Here is a 16,860-nt window from a genome sequence, read left to right as displayed (position 1 = left end):
GGGCGGAGGTGCCGTTCGGGCGGATGGGGACGGCCGAGGATTTGACCGGGATGGCGATTTTCCTTGCGTCGAAGGAGGCTGATTATGTGGTGGCCCAGACCTACAACGTCGACGGCGGCAACTGGATGAGCTGAAGTCATTCCCCAATCAAAACTGTGGGAGGGGGCTTGCCCCGGTACAGACCGCAGACACCTTTACATGTATGAATCATGGCCAGGAGGTAACTGGCCATGTCATGGAATCGAGAGTCCCCGATGGATCAAAAAGTCATCTGCTTGATTGCCTGCTCGACATACTGGCTAGCTCAAATCATGCAGGTCTCGCCCGATGGGCTGACTCAAAGACCATTCAGAAAACTTTACCCTCAACCCTTGCCGTTCCGGTGTGCAGCACATAGGGCCAACCGTATAGTTTTCCGCCTCTGGAAAGGGTGCAAGCCTGAGCAATGGCCAAGTCACGCCGTCCGTTGAGTACTGCAAGCGTAGTGCTCCATCGGAAATGGTTAAACGAAGCCAGAAATCATTTGGGTTACCGGTGAAGCAGCTAGGCGCCCAATCCGACCGGCCTTGGGTCAGCACGCTGCTGATCATTGGCATTCCATCGTTATATTCTATCCCCGCCTTGAGCCAAGTCTCCTCATTGAGCCTGACCATAATTCCGGCTTGATCATAGAGCTCGCGAAAATCGGCGTTAACTCTGACCTGAGCAGTAAAGCTTCCTGAGGTTGAAAACCCTAAGAAATGTCCGCTGTCGCGTATGAATCCGTAGTGCGTTTCACGCCAGAAGTCGGTTTGGGCGTCGGTAACCATCTCCAAGGTGCCGTCAGTAAAGACTTGGCAAAGGCTCGGTTTATTCAGCCAATTAGCAGTTCGCCAAATTGACGCTTCAATGTCCTGATTGACCTCTGCAGTCTGCTTTCTGTCCATCCTGTTACCTCCACAGTTTATTGGGTGGATCTGCGTTGCAAGCCAGTGCCAACGCTGCGCTTTCTTCCCTGAGTCGATTAGAAATTGCATGGTAAGCCAGTTTTGCACATCAACATGACCTTGGAGTACGAACGTCAACGTTAGCGTAGCGTGCTGCTCTGTGATGGCAGGGGAGTCAAACCAAGTCCTGTTGTCGCTTGGAGGCAGATCTTCATATGATGATCCTGGAACGCTTAGGATTACTCACTCAATTCAGTAACAGCCTGGAGGAGGCCACGGTTTATGGATATCGAATTTCGCGGTAATGGCATGCGTGATAATCCGTCTGTAGGTACATGCGATGAGTACGGCGTGAGCGCAATTACCAGCGTTGACGATCTGACCGAAGCTCGTCGTAAGATTGCTGTGGCGCACCCAGGCTTTAAACCTCTGTTCTCGCTCGATGATCTGCACCAAGCCCGCTACACCTCGGGGCATGCGCGCAACAATTTAGGGATGGACGATGCATCGGAGCAGGACATAGCGGGCTTACCTCCAGAGTGCTTCGAGAATGGTGAATACATAGGCTATCCGACTACGAAAGCGGAGTTTGCAATCTGCTATCGCAATTTCATGAACTTGGCTGCAGTCACATCTTTCGAAGATGCTTGCGCTCATGGTTTGACACTCGATGAGCAGGCCCTGCAAGAGTGGATCGCTTACCAGAACGACCCTGTCTCTCTTCTAGAGCAGCCTCTTTCAGCGCTCCTGGTGCCCGTTCAGCAGTCTTGCCAGGCACTCGCGGCTTTCCCGAATGGCTATTTCACGTCCGACCTGGATCCTGCGAAAAACTTTGCGGTTGCGCGTCACTTTTCAGAAGCACATGGCTATGAGTTGATGGGCGTAGGTGCTTCTTACATCGGCTTCATTCGTGCTGAACCGCCTGATACATCCCTTGCTAACGTCGTAGCCAAAGACTTCTGTGCGCTCTACAACACCAGCGATGAAGACCTACAGACACGCATTTGTGCAGTCGCACAGGCGATCTCCGGCCGGACGCATTTGTGGCTCCGTTACGTGGAATGAGCTCCGTGCGTATGGGTGCATCACTTTCCCCATACCACGAGGATCGACCGCAATGACTCGATAAGCAGCGTCCACCAGTTGGGGCATTACATAGCGCCCTGCATACCAGCTCTGCGGCCAGCCAGGAATCAGCAAGATAGGCGGGCCCCCTCCCACATTTGAACGTCATCGTCCTTGAAAAGGGTGCCTAGTCGGCAAAACTGCGATCAAAGAAGTAAACCGCCCCAGGCTTCAGGTTCTCCACCGTCGCCTGGGGCCTGCCGCCTTCACCCTGCTTCTTGCGCCCCGTCTCGCGCAAATATCCCGCTTCCGTCAGCTTCAACAAGCGCTGGCGAATACTGGTCTTGAGCACCGGCCGCTCCAGCACCAGGGAAAAGATCGTGGTCGCCTCCGGCGCGCTGAACTCATTGCCCAGGAACATCAGCGGCAAGCTGCTGTACAGCGACTTGGAAAACAGGCGTTCCTGCACGGCCGCGACGATGCTGTTGTGATCGAACGGCAACTTGATGCTGCCATCGGCCACCGCCTGCAGCGGGAACCAGCCTTGATGCTCACTCGGCGCCACCTCATCCGCGACGATCGCCAGGTAGTACGTTGACGACGACCAGCAACGCGGATCGCGAAACGCATCGCCCACCGTGCCCACTTGCTCGCTCCAGGCCAGCTCCAGGCCGACCTTGCTGCTGGCGCGTAAGCGTTCCACCGCATCCTGGAGGCTCAGATCTTGCACGCCGCCATTCACCACCACCCCCGGCAACGCCCAATGCCCGGCGAAGGGCTCGGCTTCGCGCTTGTTCAGCAACAACTGGAGTTCCCCGGCGGCGCGGCAGTAGCACAGCACGCACAGGTCGACGGTATGGAGGTAGGGGCTAAGGGGCATGTGACGTCCTTCTGAACAGCGGTGGGGCACAGTCTAACGGATCGAACAGATATGTCATGTACCTGCGTCAGGATAGATAAATAAATGTTTCTTGCAATGAAAGTACATGACGTGTACTTTTGTTTCCAGGCCATAGGAGAACCGCCATGACCCTTGCGAAAACTGCCATTGCTTCATTCGACGTCGATGCCCAGAAGAGCTTCACGCCGCTGTGCCCCAACGAGTTGCCGGTGGCCGGCGGTGACCGGATCGGTGCCGAACTCAACTACATGGCCAGCCTCGCCGGCCACCGCGTCGGCAGCAAGGACGCCCACACCCCGCATGCACCCTGGGTGGTCGCCCAGCACAGCGAGATGCTCCAGCCCACCGGCCTGGTACACGCCGATGTGACCTGGGTCAGCCACTGCGTGCCGGGCACCGAAGGCTTTACCTTGCTCGACGAGCTGCCCACGCCCTATGACTACGACTACTTCATCTGGAAGGGCGTCGAACCCGACCTGCACCCCTATGGCGCCTGCTATCACGACCTGCACGACAAACTCTCCACTGGCGTGATCGAGTACCTCAAGGCCCAGGGCGTCACTCGCGTGATCGTCGGCGGCCTGGCCCTGGACTACTGCGTCAAGACCACCGCCTTGCAACTGCTCAAGGCCGGCCTGGAGGTGGTCCTGCACCTGCCGGCGTGCCGGGGGATCAGTGAGGAGGGCGGTGTACAGGCCGTCAATGAGTTGCTCAAGGCCGGTGCCGTCATCAGCAGCACCCGCGAAGAACTGGCCGCGATGGCCACGCGTTAAGGAGATACACCATGGAAAGTGCCTACGACTACGAAGCCCCGGTGATCCAGGGCTTGCTCGACACCGACTACTACACCTTCACCATGATGCAGGCGGTGTTGCACCAGCACCCGAATGTCGATGTGGAATACAACTTCATCGTGCGCGCCAAGGAAAAGCTCGGTCACCTGATCCCCGAGTTGCGCGCCGAGCTTGAGAACATGGCCGGCCTGCAGATGCGCGAGGGCGAATTGCGCTTTCTGTTCAACCCACGCTTTCGCGAATACCTGACCCCCGACTACGAGCGCTTCCTCGGCCTGTTCCGTTTCAACCTGCGCTATATCCACGTCAGCGAAGTCGACGGCCAACTGAACATCCGTGTGGTCGGGCCGATGCTGCACTGCATCATGTTCGAACAACCGGTACTGGCGCTGGTCAGCGAGCTGCGCAACCGCGCCAAATACCCCGACGTGACCCTGGAAGACGTCACCCGCAAGCTCTACCAGAAGTTCGACTGGCTGGAGAAAAACCTCAGCCGCGAGGAGTTGGCCGACCTGCGCGTCTCCGATTTCTCCACGCGCCGGCGCCTGTCGTTCAAGGCCCAGCGCGAAGTGGTGGACATCATGCGCCGCGACTTCCCCGGCCAGTTCGTCGGCACCAGCAATGCGCACCTGGCTTACGAATTCGACCTGCCGCTGATCGGCACCATGGCTCACCAGTGGATGATGGTGCATCAGCAACTGGGGCGGTTGCGCGAAAGCCAGAACGCCGGCCTGGAAAACTGGGTGCGTGAATACCGCGGCCGCCTGGGCATTGCCTTGACCGACACCATCAGCACCGATTTTTTCCTCAAGGATTTCGACCTGTACTTCGCCAAGCTCTATGACGGCCTGCGCCAGGACTCCGGTGATCCCATCGCCTGGGCCGACAAGGTGCTGGCCCGCTACAAACAGCTGGGTATCGACCCGATGACCAAGGACCTGATGTTCTCCGACGGCCTGAACTTCGAAAAGTGCCTGCCGATCCTGCGGCACATCCGTGGCAAGGCCAGGTTCGGTTTCGGCATGGGCACCAGTCTGGCTTGCGATGTGGAAGGCGTCGAGCCGCTGAGCATCGTCATGAAGCTGGTGCGCGTACACGGCGAACCGGTGGTGAAGTTCTCCGATGACCCGGTGAAGAACGTCTGCGAAGACCCCTCGTTTTTGCAGTACGCAGCGAAGGTATTCAATGTCGGCAACGTGGAGGTGTGACATGCAGGAACGTATCGCGCAGGAACTCAACATCGATCGCACATTGGTGAAGGGCGGTGAAGCCCAGGAAATCCAACGGCGCCTTGACTTCATCAAGACCACCTTGCGCCATTCAGGCTGCAAGGCCCTGGTACTGGGCATCAGCGGTGGCGTCGACTCCCTCACCGCTGGGCGCCTGTGCCAACTGGCGGTGGAGCAACTGCGGGCCGAGGACTACGCCGCGCGCTTTATCGCCATGCGCCTGCCCTACAAGACCCAGGCCGATGAGAGCGATGCCCAGGCCTCGCTGGATTTCATCACCCCGGACCACATCGACACCCTGAACATCGCCGCCAGCGTCGACGGCCTGATGGCCAGCCTCAGCGCCACCGAAGCCAGCGCCGCCGAGGTGGATTTCATCAAGGGCAACGTCAAGGCCCGCACCCGCATGATCGCCCAGTACGCCGTGGCCAACCTGCACAACGGCCTGGTCGTCGGTACCGACCATGGCGCCGAAGCGCTGATGGGGTTCTTCACCAAATTCGGCGACGGCGCCTGCGACCTGGCGCCACTGTCGGGCCTGACCAAGACCCAGGTGCGCCTGCTGGCCAGTGCCCTTGGCGCCCCGGCGAACCTGGTGCACAAGCAGCCCACGGCCGACCTCGAAGAGCTGGCGCCGGGCAAGCTGGATGAACAGGCCTATGGCTGCACGTACGAGGAGATCGATGCGTACCTGATGGGTGAGCCGGTGAGTGAGCGGGTGAGGGACATCGTGGAACGCGCCTACCTGAAGACCGCCCACAAACGTGCGTTACCCATCGCCCCATGATCGTTCCACGTAGCGTGGGAATGATCAACTCGCCGTCTGCAAGTAACTGTGCATCGCGTCCACCCGTGCTCGGGTCTTGTCGGTGGTCGGCGTAGTCGGGCTCGACGGAATCTGGTCGCCTTCTTCCAATGCCGGTGCCTGAGCCTCGGCGGCCAGAAACAAGGCGTTGAGTTTCTGCGCCCGTTCCGGCTGGTCATTGCGTGCGGCCATGTTGAGCAGCACCGCGCCTTCCTTGGACTGTGCATATTCCATCGGCACGCCGAGCCGTTTTTGAGTGGCGACCTGAGTCGGGGTGACGCTGAAGATCCAATGTGGGCATCGGAACCCGCGCCTGATGGCGATCCACACATCATGCAAAGCACAGGAAGATCGGATCCAATTACGGTATAACCCTCGGACGCTTTAGTTCTCCGAGGCCCCGTTTTTCATGCAAAGCCCTGTGCAACGCCCGCTGTGGCAGGTCTACCTGATCTTTCTGGCACCGATGGTGCTGTCCAATTTCCTGCAAAGCTTTTCCGGCACCCTCAACGGTATTTATGTCGGGCAGATGCTCGGCACCCAGGCGCTGGCGGCGGTGTCGGGGATGTTCCCCATCGTGTTCTTCTTCATTGCCCTGGTGATCGGCCTGGGGGCCGGCGCTTCGGTGCTGATTGGCCAGGCCTGGGGCGCCCAGGAAACCGGGATGGTCAAGGCGATTACCGGTGCCACCCTGACCCTCGGCGCGCTGGTGGGCCTGATCGCAGCGGTGCTGGGCAGCCTGTTTGCGCGCCCGGCGTTGCAGGCATTGGGTACGCCTGCGGATGTGCTCGACGATGCCGTGGGCTATGCCCAGATGATGATGCTGATCATGCCGCTGTTGCTGGTATTTATCCTCTATACCCAGTTGCTGCGGGGTGTCAGCGACACGATTTCGCCGTTGCTGGCACTGATGGTCTCGACCCTGGTCGGCCTGCTGCTGACTCCGGCGCTGATTCGCGGCTGGATCGGCCTGCCGCCCTTGGGCATACAGAGCGCGGTGTACGCCGGCCTGGTGGGGAATGCCTCGGCGATGCTGTTTCTGATCCTGCGCCTGCGTCATAAAAACCATGTGATGGCGCCGGATCGTGAACTGCTCGCGGCCTTGCGCCTGGACCGCGTGATCCTCGGCAAAGTCCTGCGCATCGGCTTGCCTACAGGCTTGCAGATGGTGGTGTTGTCGCTGTCGGAGTTGGTCATCCTTGCCTTGGTCAATGGCCATGGGTCCCAGGCCACGGCGGCCTATGGGGCGGTGACGCAGATCGTCAACTACGTGCAGTTTCCGGCCCTGTCGATTGCCATCACTGCTTCGATCCTCGGGGCCCAGGCGATTGGGGCCGGGCGGCTGGAGCGTATCGGGCCGATCCTGCGTACCGGGCTGTTGATCAATACGTGCCTGACCGGTGGCCTGATCGTGCTGGGCTATCTGTTGTCGCACTGGTTGCTCGGGTTGTTCATCACCGATGACGCCGCACGCGTGAATGCCGAGCACCTGCTGCACATCATGTTGTGGAGCATCCTCGTGTTCGGCTTCCAGGCCGTGATCGGCGGGATCATGCGCGCCAGCGGCGTGGTGCTGATGCCGGTGGCGTTCTCGATCTTCTGCGTGCTGTGTGTCGAGTTACCGATGGCGTACCTGTTGAATGCGCACTTCGGCCTGGAAGGCGTCTGGATGGCGTTCCCGGTAACGTACCTGGCGATGCTGGGGTTGCAGGCCGTGTACTACCGGCTGGTGTGGCGGCATAAGCAGATCAAGCGGTTGGTGTGAGTTTCAGGCCGCGCAGCAGGAGTTCCAGGCCCTGCAAACCTTGCTCCAGACGCTCATCCGGATGTTCTGACCGGGCGATCCACAGGGCGGTGTTGACCAGGCTGCCATTGATCAACTGCGCCAGCGCCAGGCTCGGTGCGCCAGGGACGATGCCCGCCTGCATCAGGGCTTCCAGCAGTTGGCGCAACGACTCGACACAGTGTTGCTGGGAGCCGGTATCGCCCAATACAGCCGGCGCATCCTGCAGCACAACGCGTTGGATTTCGCCGTCCTGGGCCATGCGCAAATAAGCGCGGCAGCGTTCGCAAAAACCGCTCCATGGGTCTTGGGCTTCGTCTGAGATACGCTGCAAACATGCGTCCATCTCACGATCGAGTTGAGCAACCACGGCGGCCAGCAGCCCCTTCTTGTCACCAAAGTGATGGTACAGCGCGCCGCGTGTCAGACCGGCGTGGGCGGTGAAATCGTCCATCGATGTGTTGGCATAGCCTTGCGTGGCGAAGGCCTGCCGTGCGCTGGCAAGCAGCCGGGCGCGGGTGTCTTCGATCATTTCGGCACGGGCTCGGCTCATGGGCAGGACTCACAATGGGCAAGTGAAAGATTGACATACGCTGCGTATGTTACGCATGATTCGCCACATACGCACCGTATGTATTTTGCCTTGATCACTGCGGATAGCAAGTTCCAGGGCATCAGGAAGAGGTTGAGCAGGATGGCAAACCCTTACGCCGAGTTGTTCCAGGTTCCCGGCTCGCGGGCCTTCGTATTGGCCGGCATGCTGGCACGCATGCCGGTGTCCATGGCAGGTATTGGCTTGATCACCATGCTTTCCCTGGTGCACGGCGGTTATGGCCTGGCCGGTTCGGTGGCGGCGGTGTTCGCCCTGGCCACTGCGTTTTGCGCGCCGCAGGTGTCACGGTTGGTGGACCGGTACAGCCAAGGCCGGGTGCTGCCGATTGCCGCCTTGATCGGCGGCGGGGCGCTGTTGATGCTGTTGCTGTGCACGCGGTTGCAGGCGCCGACCTGGACGCTGTTCCTGTTTGCTGCCCTCGCGGGCTGCATGCCGAATATGTCAGCCATGGTGCGGGCGCGCTGGACCGAGCTGTACCGGGGCCAGCCCAAGCTGCAAACCGCCTTTGCCCTGGAATCGGTGCTGGATGAGGTGTGCTTCATCATCGGCCCACCGATTTCGGTGGGCTTGAGCGTGGTGCTGTTCCCCGAAGCCGGGCCTCTGGTGGCCGCGTTGCTGCTGGCGGTTGGCGTGACCACGTTTGTGCTGCAACGCGCGACCGAACCCCCGGTGCATGAGCACCACGCTCACCATCAGGGCTGGCTGATCGCCTCACCGTCGGTGCTGATCCTGATGATCCTGCTGCTGGCCATGGGGGTGATCGTGGGTGTGGTGGATGTGGTCAGCGTGGCCTTTGCCCAGCACCAGGGCCAACCGGCGGCGGCAAGCATCGTGCTTTCGGTGTACGCCATCGGCTCGTGCCTGGCGGGGTTGGCCTTTGGCACCCTAAAACTCAAGGCGCCGCTGCCCCGGCAGTTCCTGTTCTGCGGCGCGGCCACGGCGCTGACCACCTTGCCGTTGCTGATGGTCAGCAACATTCCGGGTCTGGCGGTGGCCATCTTCATTTCCGGACTGTTCTTCGCCCCCACCCTGATCGTGTCCATGGCCCTGGTGGAACGTATCGTGCCGTCGAGCCGCCTGACCGAAGGCATGACCTGGCTGATCACAGGCCTGAGTATCGGTGTGGCCATCGGCGCCGCCAGCTCCGGCTGGATGATCGACCATTTTGGCGCCGCCAGCGGGTTCTGGGTGGCGTTGGCGGCGGGGGCGGTGGTGATGGGGTCAGCGGTGCTGGGGTATCGGCGCTTGGGTTGAATTTCATACTTGATATCGAGCGCTGTGTCGGTGCCATTCGTTGTTGCCTGCCAGCCATGCCTTCACGCCGCCCAGGAATCGTTCGAGCTGCGGTGAGGCGTGCATGAGCAATCGGTGCTCCAGGGTTTCATAGCGGCGCACGATTTCATTGTGAGTTTCAGCTGCCAGCCACAGGGCTTGCTGTAACGAGCAACCCCGTTCCTGGGCCAACAGCAACGGAAGATTGAAGTCACCTATTTCAGGCACGCTTTCTTTGGGAGCGGAGTACACGTCATTGGCAATGATGGTTGCGCTCGCGGCGAGGGTGATGACTTCTCGTACCGGCGCGCAGAAATATGTTTCGGCGTCTAGCTCATAGCCGCCGACCACATCAATGAGTGCCATACAGGGTAAAAAACTGTTGACCTGCCGATGTGCCAGATACTCCCAGACGCTCGGCACTTGGTGTTCGATGCGCCACGAAGCCTCCGCGTTCATGGTCACGAACATGGCAATGGTCTCCAGGCGGACGCGAGCCATCTGCGCCTCAGTGCCGTAGCGAGCCAGATGGCTCATATAACCCCGTAGACCCCGTAACACCGGATCGCCCAGCAGCGCCTGTTCCAACGCCAGGTCGTGCGGCGGATTCAGGTAAGCCTTATCCAGCGCGGCCAATGCCAGCGACAGGCGTGGGCCGAGCAACCTGGGGTTGGAGCCACTGCGTTCGTCATCACAATAATGGTCATCTACCCCGAACAACGCCGCGATGCATTTGGCAGACAGCAGCAGGCGCTCGGGGTTGTCGGCGTCGGCGTGGCACAGCATCGCGAAGCGCCCGAAATTCGAGGCGCGGACCTTTTCCAGTTGCCCTTCGAAAATGCCCACTTGTCTGACCCACGCCAGCAACAGGTCATTGACGCGATTGCCCAATGCCTCATCGACCCGCAGGGGAAATGGGCATTCCAGCGGCGGTATTTCCAGGTGAGCCTGATTCATCGCTGTCTGCTCCCGAGTTATCGACTGGCGGCTGATATCGCGATCAACCGCGTGGCATTGAAAGGCGGTGTCTCCAACAGTTGCTGGAGCCGGTCGGGCATGGGGGCGGCGGGGCCGTACCGCGAATGTACATAGGCATCCAGCAACTGAATGAAGTCGTCGGCGATGCCGGGGCCCTTGAGGGTCAGGATTTTTTCCCCGTCGATAAATACCGGGGCTGACGGGTGTTCTCCGGCGCCAGGTAACGAGATGCCTATATCAGCCAGCCGGCTTTCCCCCGGGCCGTTGACCACGCAGCCCATCACCGCGACCTGCATTCGTTCGACGCCTGGGTAGCGTGTACGCCACGACGGAGCCTGTTCGCGCAGGTATTGCTCTATCTGTTGCGCCAGCGCCTGGAAGAACGCGCTGGTGGTACGCCCGCAACCTGGGCATGCCACCACTTGCGGCGTAAAGGCCCGCAAGCCCATGGTTTGCAGGATCTGCTGGGCCACCTGGACCTCCTTGGCACGCTCGCCGCCAGGTTGCGGGGTGAGAGAAATGCGCAGGGTATCGCCGATGCCTTCCTGCAGCAGCACGGCCAGCGCCGCCGTTGATGCGACGATGCCTTTGGAGCCCATACCGGCTTCCGTCAGCCCCAGGTGCAGAGGGAAATCGCAGCGCGCCGCGAGGTTGCGATAGACCGCAATCAGGTCCTGTACATGGCTGACCTTGGCCGATAAAACGATATGGTCGGCAGGCAACCCGACTTCAATCGCCCGTCGCGCGTTATCCAGCGCCGAGACCACCAACGCCTCGCGCATGACCACGTCGCCCGGCTGCGGTGCGGGAAGGGTGGCATTGGCGTCCATCATGCGCGCCAGCAGGTCCGGATCGAGGCTGCCCCAATTGACCCCGATGCGCACCGGCTTGTCATGGCGGCAGGCGACTTCGATCATCTGGCAGAACTGCTCATCGCGCCGCACACCTTTGCCGACATTGCCAGGGTTGATCCGGTACTTGGCCAGGGCCTCGGCGCACTCCGGGTAGGTGGTCAGCAGGCGATGGCCATTGAAATGAAAGTCGCCCACCAGCGGCACGCTGATATTGCGCTGGTCCAGCCGGGCACGGATGTTCGCCACCTGGGCCGCGGCCTCGTGGCTGTTGACGGTGATACGAACCATCTCCGCGCCGGCAAGGGCCAGGCTTTCTACCTGGGCTGCGGTGGCCTGGGCATCGGCGGTGTCGGTATTGGTCATGGCCTGGACCACAATCGGTGCATCGCTGCCCAGGCACACCGCACCGATCCGCACTTGGCGAGTGGCGCGCCGTACAACCGGCATGTTCATGGTGGTGAGTCCTCTGACTTATTGCCGGGCGATCAAGCCTGGGGGGGGTTGAAACTGAACATGCTCTTCGCGGCCCGGCAAGGTCTGGATGTGCAGCGGGGCAATGCGTGCCAGGGCGGCGATGACGTCCTGTACCGAAGTCTCCGGCGTTGACGCGCCAGCACTGATCCCCACGCTCATGTGTGGCGTAAACCATTGGGCCTGCACCTCACTGCCGTCGGCCACCAGGTAGCTGGGCGTGCCGTTGTCGCTGGCCAGCGCACGCAGGACCACTGCATTCGCGCTGTTGGCACTGCCCACCACCAGCAACACATCCACCTGCTTGCACAGCTCACGCACGGCCTGTTGCCGGTTCTGCACGGCATAGCAAATGTCACGGGCGGCGGGCCCGACGATCTGGGGATAGCGTTTAGTCAGGGCTTCGACCACGTTACGGGTGTCATCCACGCTCAGGGTGGTTTGGGTGAGGTAGGCCAGCGGCGTACCGGCAGGAAACGCCAGGGCCTGTACCTGTTCGACGGTCTGGATCAGGGTGATCGGTGCATCGACCTGGCCCAGGATGCCGATGACTTCCGGGTGTCCAGCGTCGCCGATCAGGAGCAGTTGATAGCCCTTCGCGGCGTATTGGCGCCCATGGTTATGGACCTTGCTCACCAGTGGGCACGTGGCGTCGAGCACGTGAAGTTGACGTTGCGAAGCCTGGTCCTCCACTTCACGCGCCACGCCATGGGCGCTGAAAATGGTCACGGCGCCGAGCGGCACCTGCTCCAGTTCGTCGACAAAAATCGCGCCCTGATCCCGCAGTGTCTGCACCACATGGCGGTTATGCACGATCTCATGGCGTACGTAGACCGGCGCGCCGAGTTCTGCCAAGGCCTGTTCGACCGTGTCGATGGCGCGCACGACGCCGGCACAGAAGCCCCTCGGTTGGGCCAGGATAATGTTCATGCCTATGCACTCGCCTGGTAGGCCGCTGTACCGCCGGGCGATGGGCACCCCAGCTGTTGTTCCTCGGCGAATCGTTGTATGGAACGGGTGATGCCCGGGGCGTCCAGGCCGCATTGGCTCAGCAACTGCTCGGGCGTGCCGTGTTCGATAAAGTGGTCGGGCAAGCCCAATTGCAGCAACGGCGGGCGCTGGTTCTGGCTGGCCATGTATTCCAGGCAGGCTGACCCTGCACCGCCCATGACACAGCCCTCTTCAACGGTCACCAACCACTCATGCTCGCGTGCGAGCGTCTGGATCAGGTCGCCATCCAGGGGTTTGATAAACCGCATGTTCGCCACCGTGGCGTCGATCGACTCGGCGGCTTCCAAGGCTGTTCGGGTCATGGAACCGAAGGCCAGGATCGCGATACGGCGCCCACGCGGCTGGGTGCACGTGCGCAGGATCTCGCCTTTGCCCAGCGCCAGTTCAGTCCGTGCAGCTGAAGCAGCGATAGCGTTTCCAGAGCCCCGGGGGTAACGCACTGCGCACGGGCCTGTTTGCTGTAAAGCGGTGTGCAGCATCTGGCGACATTCCTGCTCATCGGCGGGCGCCATCACGATGAGATTGGGAATGCAGCGCAAATAGGCGATATCGAAGGCGCCCATGTGGGTTGCACCATCAGCCCCCACGATCCCGGCGCGGTCGATGGCGAAGACCACCGGCAGCCGTTGCAGGGCAATGTCATGGATCAACTGGTCATAGCCGCGTTGCAGGAAGGTCGAATAGATCGCCACCACCGGTTTCATGCCCTCGGCGGCGAGGCCGGCGGCGAAGGTCAGCGCGTGTTGCTCGGCGATCCCGACATCGAAATAGCGCTCGGCAAACTGTCGCTCGAACGCTGCCAGGCCCGAACCTTCGCGCATGGCAGGAGTGATCACGACCACCCTTGGGTCGCGCTCGGCTTCGCCGGCCAGCCATTGCCCGAACACCTGGGTGTAGGTGGGCGTAGCCGGTGGTGCTGCGCGAATGCCTTCGCGGGGGGCAAACTTGCCTGGCCCGTGATACAGCACCGGATCGGCCGCCGCCGGCGAATAGCCGTGACCCTTTTCGGTCACGACATGCAGCAACTGCGGGCCTCGTCGGTCTCTCATCGTGCGCAGTGCCTGTACTAATTCATCAAGGTCATGCCCATCGACGGGGCCGCTGTAGGTTAAACCCAGGGCACTGAACAGATTGGCGTCGTGACTGCCCTGGCGGTGTGTGGTCAAGGCGCCCAGGTGTTCACGCAACATGCCCACCGACGGGGAAATCGACATATCGTTGTCGTTGAGAATGATCAGGAACGGCAGGTCGCGGAACACACCTGCATTGTTCAACGCTTCAAGCGCCATCCCGCCGCTGAGGGCACCGTCGCCGATCACCGCGATGCAATGGCGCGGCTGCGCCAGGTTGCGAGCGGCCAGGGCCATGCCCCGCGCGGCCGAGATCGAGGTGCTGGAATGTGCGGTGCCAAAACAGTCGTAGCGCGATTCACAACGGCGCGGGAACCCCGAAATCCCACCCAAATGACGGATGCTCCCCATCTGCTCGCGGCGCCCGGTGAGGATCTTGTGGGCATAGGCTTGGTGCCCGACATCCCAGACGATGCGGTCATCAGGAGTGTTGAACACGTAATGCAGGGCGATGGTCAGTTCAACGGTGCCGAGGTTGGCCGAAAGATGGCCGCCCGTCGCACTCACACTGTTCAGGATAAACGCCCGCAATTCGTCTGCCAGCGGTCCCAGTGCAGCGGGGTGCAAAGTGCGCAGGTGGGCCGGGCTGTCGATAGTGCCGAGAAGTTCGAACATGATTGGGCCTGCTAGAGGTCGCAGAGACTGGCGACTGGGGCGCGCTTGGGCAGTCGAAGTGCCTTGCGACGCGCTGGAAAGTTTGCAGGCTTATTCAGTATCAGAGCAGGTAGACACGCGATTGCAGTCTGCAAGACTCGCCCTTGGCAGACACAAGTAATCACGCTGTTTTCATAGCGCTGAGGGTCGAGAAGTTGTTGTTTTGGTGTAGTGCCAGACCCATAAGTACAGGCAACAAGGCCAGCGCTGATAGGGGGCAGCAGTCTCATGGAGTCGTTCATAGCCATATTCCATCAGGTTTATGCCATTGGACGATAACAGCGGACCAAACATCGTGGCGATTGAAAGTGTGGAGAGTGGTTAATCTAGAAGTTTTCCGTGCAAGTGCAATCAGTATGAATAGTTTTATTTGGAATCACGCCGCTTAAGAAAAATCATATTCGGGGTTTTATAAGTAAATGTTTGCGCGTTTATTGCCAGTCAATATGTACGTTGAACGAGTAGGCGAACTTCCAGTTGCTACGCTTGTTTCAATCAGGGTTCTTTGAAGAGGGCATCTTTATCATGGTGCAACGCCTGCTCGTTCTCGGTTCTACCGGGTCGGTCGGCGACAGTGTTCTGGATGTAGTCGCGCGTCACCCCGAAACATTGACGGTACATGGCCTTAGCGCGCATCGGCGCATAGACAAGCTGTACCGGCAGTGCCTGCAGTTTCGGCCGGCGATTGCGGTGGTCATTGAGCCACAGCACGCTATCGAATTGCAGGCCCATTTGTTGGCGGCGGGTCTACCCACGCAGGTGCTGTGTGGTGGCGAGGCACTGTGTACGGCGGCACGGGAGCCCGAATGCGACACGGTCGTCGCGGCTATCGTCGGCGCGGCGGGTTTGTTGCCGACCTTGAGCGCCGCCCGGGCGGGCAAGAAAATCCTGTTGGCCAACAAGGAAGCACTGGTCATGTCGGGAGCCCTGTTTATGCAAACGGCCGCCAGCGGCGGGGCTACCGTGATCCCGCTGGACAGTGAGCACAATGCAATTTTCCAGTGCCTGCAAGGTTGCCAGGGTGCGCTCGAAGGCGTTGAGCGTCTGATTCTCACAGCCTCTGGTGGGCCATTCAGAAACCGGCCGGTGGAAAGCCTGGCCGAGGTCACCCCCGATCAGGCTTGTGCTCACCCCAACTGGTCCATGGGCCGCAAGATCTCCGTGGATTGCGCGACCATGATGAACAAGGGACTGGAAATCATCGAGGCCCATTGGTTGTTCAACTGGCCTGCCGAACGCATTGAAGCCTTGATCCATCCGCAAAGCGTGGTGCATTCCATGGTGGTGTTCCGTGACCAATCGGTGATGGCGCAACTGGGCAACCCCGACATGCGAATGCCGGTGGCGCATGCCCTGGCCTACCCACATCGAATCGCGTCCGGCGTCCTGCCACTGGATTTGACGCAGGTAGGCGGACTGACGTTCGAGCACCCGGACTTGCAGCGTTTTCCGTGCCTGGGCCTGGCCTTGCAAGTATTGGCCGAGGGCACTCAGGCCAGTGCCGCGTTGAACGCGGCAAATGAAGTGGCGGTCGAGGCGTTTTTAGGAAAACGGATACGCTTCACGCATATCCCCGCCGTCATAGAGCACACCTTGCAGCATGTGGAACTGTCGGGGCGATGCAGCTTGGACGACATTCTTGGCCTGGATCATCAGGCCCGCCGGCTGGCACGTGAGGCGGTGCATGTGCGCGGCCTGAGTATCTAGCGCAGCGGTCAGCCTGGCATTGGGCAAGTATCCTCGCCGCGCTGCTTGAGAAATTCGTTCAGCGCCTGGCGCGTCAGGTCGTTCAGGGTCACCTTTTTACGTGTCGCTTCAAGGGCGGCGGCAAGATGAAGATCGTGGCCGACCCGCACGTTAAAAGAGCCTTTGCACGGCTTCTCCGGTGTTTGCCCAAGGGCCTGGCAGGTAGTGAGGTAGTCGTCCACCGCTTCGCGAAATGCAGCGTCCAGTTCGGCGACGGTTTTGCCTTCGTAGCTCACCAGTGCCTTGATGAACAGGATCTTGCCGAACAGGCAGTTGTCTTCGAGGCTGGCTTCGATAGAGCCGACGTAGCCATTGTGTTTCAGTTGGTTATTCACTGAATCAGTTCTCCTGATTTCAATTGTTCGATGATCTGGCGTCGAATGTAGTGTTTCAGTTCGTTGCCGGGATGGGGCTTGTGCAAGGTGATCATTGCACTCGGATCGCCCATGTCGAACTTGACGCGGCTTCCAGCCCCCTCAATCTGTGTGTAGCCAAGACGACGCAGCAGCGTGACGGGCTCGGGCCAGGTAAATGCCATGTGCTCGTTGAGCAGTTTGGCGAGCAGCTTTTCATTTTGGACACGGCGTTCCCTGCGTGTAACTAAATTTAGTTGCAAAAGATGGTGTCC

18 protein-coding genes and 1 pseudogene are annotated in these 16,860 nt (G+C 60.4%); 8 read left to right on the top strand and 11 right to left on the bottom strand.

All coding sequences use genetic code 11. From position 1 onward, the window contains the following. On the top strand, window positions 1-134 hold a 134-nt coding region (locus Q8X51_RS31015; protein ID WP_407694999.1), incomplete at its 5' end, for an SDR family oxidoreductase. Window positions 135-299: 165 nt separating this feature from the next. Here Q8X51_RS31015 and Q8X51_RS31010 read toward each other — a convergent pair. After that, the gene (locus Q8X51_RS31010) at window positions 300-926 is read right to left on the bottom strand and encodes a DUF1349 domain-containing protein (protein WP_407694807.1); all 627 of its coding nucleotides are present in this window, start codon (window positions 924-926) and stop codon (window positions 300-302) included. Between the two features lie 282 nt (window positions 927-1,208). Here Q8X51_RS31010 and Q8X51_RS31005 point away from each other — a divergent pair, with 282 nt between their 5' ends. After that, window positions 1,209-1,991, top strand: coding sequence for a DUF4253 domain-containing protein (locus Q8X51_RS31005; RefSeq protein ID WP_074846311.1), 783 nt, complete (start codon window positions 1,209-1,211; stop codon window positions 1,989-1,991). Here Q8X51_RS31005 and Q8X51_RS31000 read toward each other — a convergent pair. After that, window positions 1,917-2,147: an alpha/beta fold hydrolase gene (locus tag Q8X51_RS31000; protein ID WP_137213013.1), complete on the bottom strand. Its 231-nt coding sequence runs from the start codon at window positions 2,145-2,147 to the stop codon at window positions 1,917-1,919. The two genes, Q8X51_RS31005 and Q8X51_RS31000, sit on opposite strands and share 75 nt — an antisense overlap. A 31-nt stretch (window positions 2,148-2,178) precedes the next feature. Then, a complete protein-coding gene (locus tag Q8X51_RS30995) occupies window positions 2,179-2,871 on the bottom strand; it encodes an NUDIX hydrolase (protein ID WP_065949033.1) in 693 nt (230 codons plus the stop codon). Between the two features lie 146 nt (window positions 2,872-3,017). Here Q8X51_RS30995 and Q8X51_RS30990 point away from each other — a divergent pair, with 146 nt between their 5' ends. The 3 genes from Q8X51_RS30990 to nadE are packed head-to-tail and all read left to right on the top strand — an operon-like array spanning window position 3,018 to window position 5,702. Then, window positions 3,018-3,665, top strand: coding sequence for a nicotinamidase (locus Q8X51_RS30990; RefSeq protein ID WP_065924397.1), 648 nt, complete (start codon window positions 3,018-3,020; stop codon window positions 3,663-3,665). 11 nt (window positions 3,666-3,676) lie between these two features. Further along, the gene (gene pncB / locus Q8X51_RS30985; RefSeq protein WP_065924398.1) at window positions 3,677-4,894 is read left to right on the top strand and encodes a nicotinate phosphoribosyltransferase; all 1,218 of its coding nucleotides are present in this window, start codon (window positions 3,677-3,679) and stop codon (window positions 4,892-4,894) included. Between the two features lies 1 nt (window position 4,895). Then, entirely contained in the window at window positions 4,896-5,702 is an 807-nt protein-coding gene (gene nadE / locus Q8X51_RS30980) for an ammonia-dependent NAD(+) synthetase (RefSeq protein WP_407694792.1), read from the top strand. 30 nt (window positions 5,703-5,732) lie between these two features. Here nadE and Q8X51_RS30975 read toward each other — a convergent pair. Continuing rightward, window positions 5,733-6,008 (bottom strand): annotated as a pseudogene (locus Q8X51_RS30975) (ABC transporter substrate-binding protein); the annotation flags it as partial. 121 nt (window positions 6,009-6,129) lie between these two features. Between Q8X51_RS30975 and Q8X51_RS30970 the strand changes: the two are divergent. Then, window positions 6,130-7,485, top strand: a complete 1,356-nt coding sequence (locus Q8X51_RS30970) for an MATE family efflux transporter (RefSeq protein WP_407694791.1) — start codon at window positions 6,130-6,132, stop codon at window positions 7,483-7,485. On the opposite strand, the gene Q8X51_RS30965 is transcribed toward Q8X51_RS30970, so the two are convergent. Then, window positions 7,469-8,056 carry a TetR/AcrR family transcriptional regulator gene (locus Q8X51_RS30965; RefSeq protein ID WP_065924402.1) on the bottom strand — a complete coding sequence of 196 codons (588 nt, stop codon included), beginning with the start codon at window positions 8,054-8,056 and terminating at the stop codon, window positions 7,469-7,471. The two genes, Q8X51_RS30970 and Q8X51_RS30965, sit on opposite strands and share 17 nt — an antisense overlap. 141 nt (window positions 8,057-8,197) lie before the next feature. On the opposite strand from Q8X51_RS30965, the gene Q8X51_RS30960 reads away from it, so the two are divergent. Further along, entirely contained in the window at window positions 8,198-9,370 is a 1,173-nt protein-coding gene (locus Q8X51_RS30960) for an MFS transporter (RefSeq protein WP_407694790.1), read from the top strand. Between the two features lie 3 nt (window positions 9,371-9,373). Here Q8X51_RS30960 and Q8X51_RS30955 read toward each other — a convergent pair whose 3' ends face one another. The 4 genes from Q8X51_RS30955 to dxs are packed head-to-tail and all read right to left on the bottom strand — an operon-like array spanning window position 9,374 to window position 14,447. Next, on the bottom strand, window positions 9,374-10,345 hold the full coding sequence (locus Q8X51_RS30955; protein WP_407694789.1) for a terpene synthase family protein: 972 nt from the start codon (window positions 10,343-10,345) through the stop codon (window positions 9,374-9,376). A 17-nt stretch (window positions 10,346-10,362) separates the two neighbouring features. Beyond that, entirely contained in the window at window positions 10,363-11,673 is a 1,311-nt protein-coding gene (gene ispG, locus Q8X51_RS30950; RefSeq protein WP_407694788.1) for a flavodoxin-dependent (E)-4-hydroxy-3-methylbut-2-enyl-diphosphate synthase, read from the bottom strand. Window positions 11,674-11,691: 18 nt separating this feature from the next. Then, window positions 11,692-12,621, bottom strand: a complete 930-nt coding sequence (gene ispH / locus Q8X51_RS30945; RefSeq protein ID WP_407694787.1) for a 4-hydroxy-3-methylbut-2-enyl diphosphate reductase — start codon at window positions 12,619-12,621, stop codon at window positions 11,692-11,694. A 2-nt stretch (window positions 12,622-12,623) separates the two neighbouring features. Next, window positions 12,624-14,447, bottom strand: coding sequence for a 1-deoxy-D-xylulose-5-phosphate synthase (gene dxs, locus Q8X51_RS30940; RefSeq protein ID WP_407694786.1), 1,824 nt, complete (start codon window positions 14,445-14,447; stop codon window positions 12,624-12,626). Window positions 14,448-15,011: 564 nt separating this feature from the next. On the opposite strand from dxs, the gene ispC reads away from it, so the two are divergent. After that, window positions 15,012-16,193: a 1-deoxy-D-xylulose-5-phosphate reductoisomerase gene (ispC, locus tag Q8X51_RS30935; RefSeq protein ID WP_407694785.1), complete on the top strand. Its 1,182-nt coding sequence runs from the start codon at window positions 15,012-15,014 to the stop codon at window positions 16,191-16,193. 8 nt (window positions 16,194-16,201) lie between these two features. Here ispC and Q8X51_RS30930 read toward each other — a convergent pair whose 3' ends face one another. Both Q8X51_RS30930 and Q8X51_RS30925 read right to left on the bottom strand, forming a co-directional pair. Further along, on the bottom strand, window positions 16,202-16,567 hold the full coding sequence (locus Q8X51_RS30930) for a type II toxin-antitoxin system HicB family antitoxin (RefSeq protein ID WP_407694784.1): 366 nt from the start codon (window positions 16,565-16,567) through the stop codon (window positions 16,202-16,204). After that, the gene (locus Q8X51_RS30925; protein WP_315871649.1) at window positions 16,564-16,770 is read right to left on the bottom strand and encodes a type II toxin-antitoxin system HicA family toxin; all 207 of its coding nucleotides are present in this window, start codon (window positions 16,768-16,770) and stop codon (window positions 16,564-16,566) included. Before Q8X51_RS30925 ends, Q8X51_RS30930 begins: the two co-directional genes overlap by 4 nt. Window positions 16,771-16,860: the final 90 nt, after the last annotated feature.

The sequence above is a fragment of the Pseudomonas sp. Yb2C2 genome (assembly GCF_052112325.1).
In the GTDB taxonomy this organism is placed as follows: Bacteria; Pseudomonadota; Gammaproteobacteria; order Pseudomonadales; family Pseudomonadaceae; genus Aquipseudomonas; species Aquipseudomonas marginalis.
Note: the sequence above shows the minus strand (reverse complement) of the source record. Positions and strands in the feature narration are given on the sequence as shown.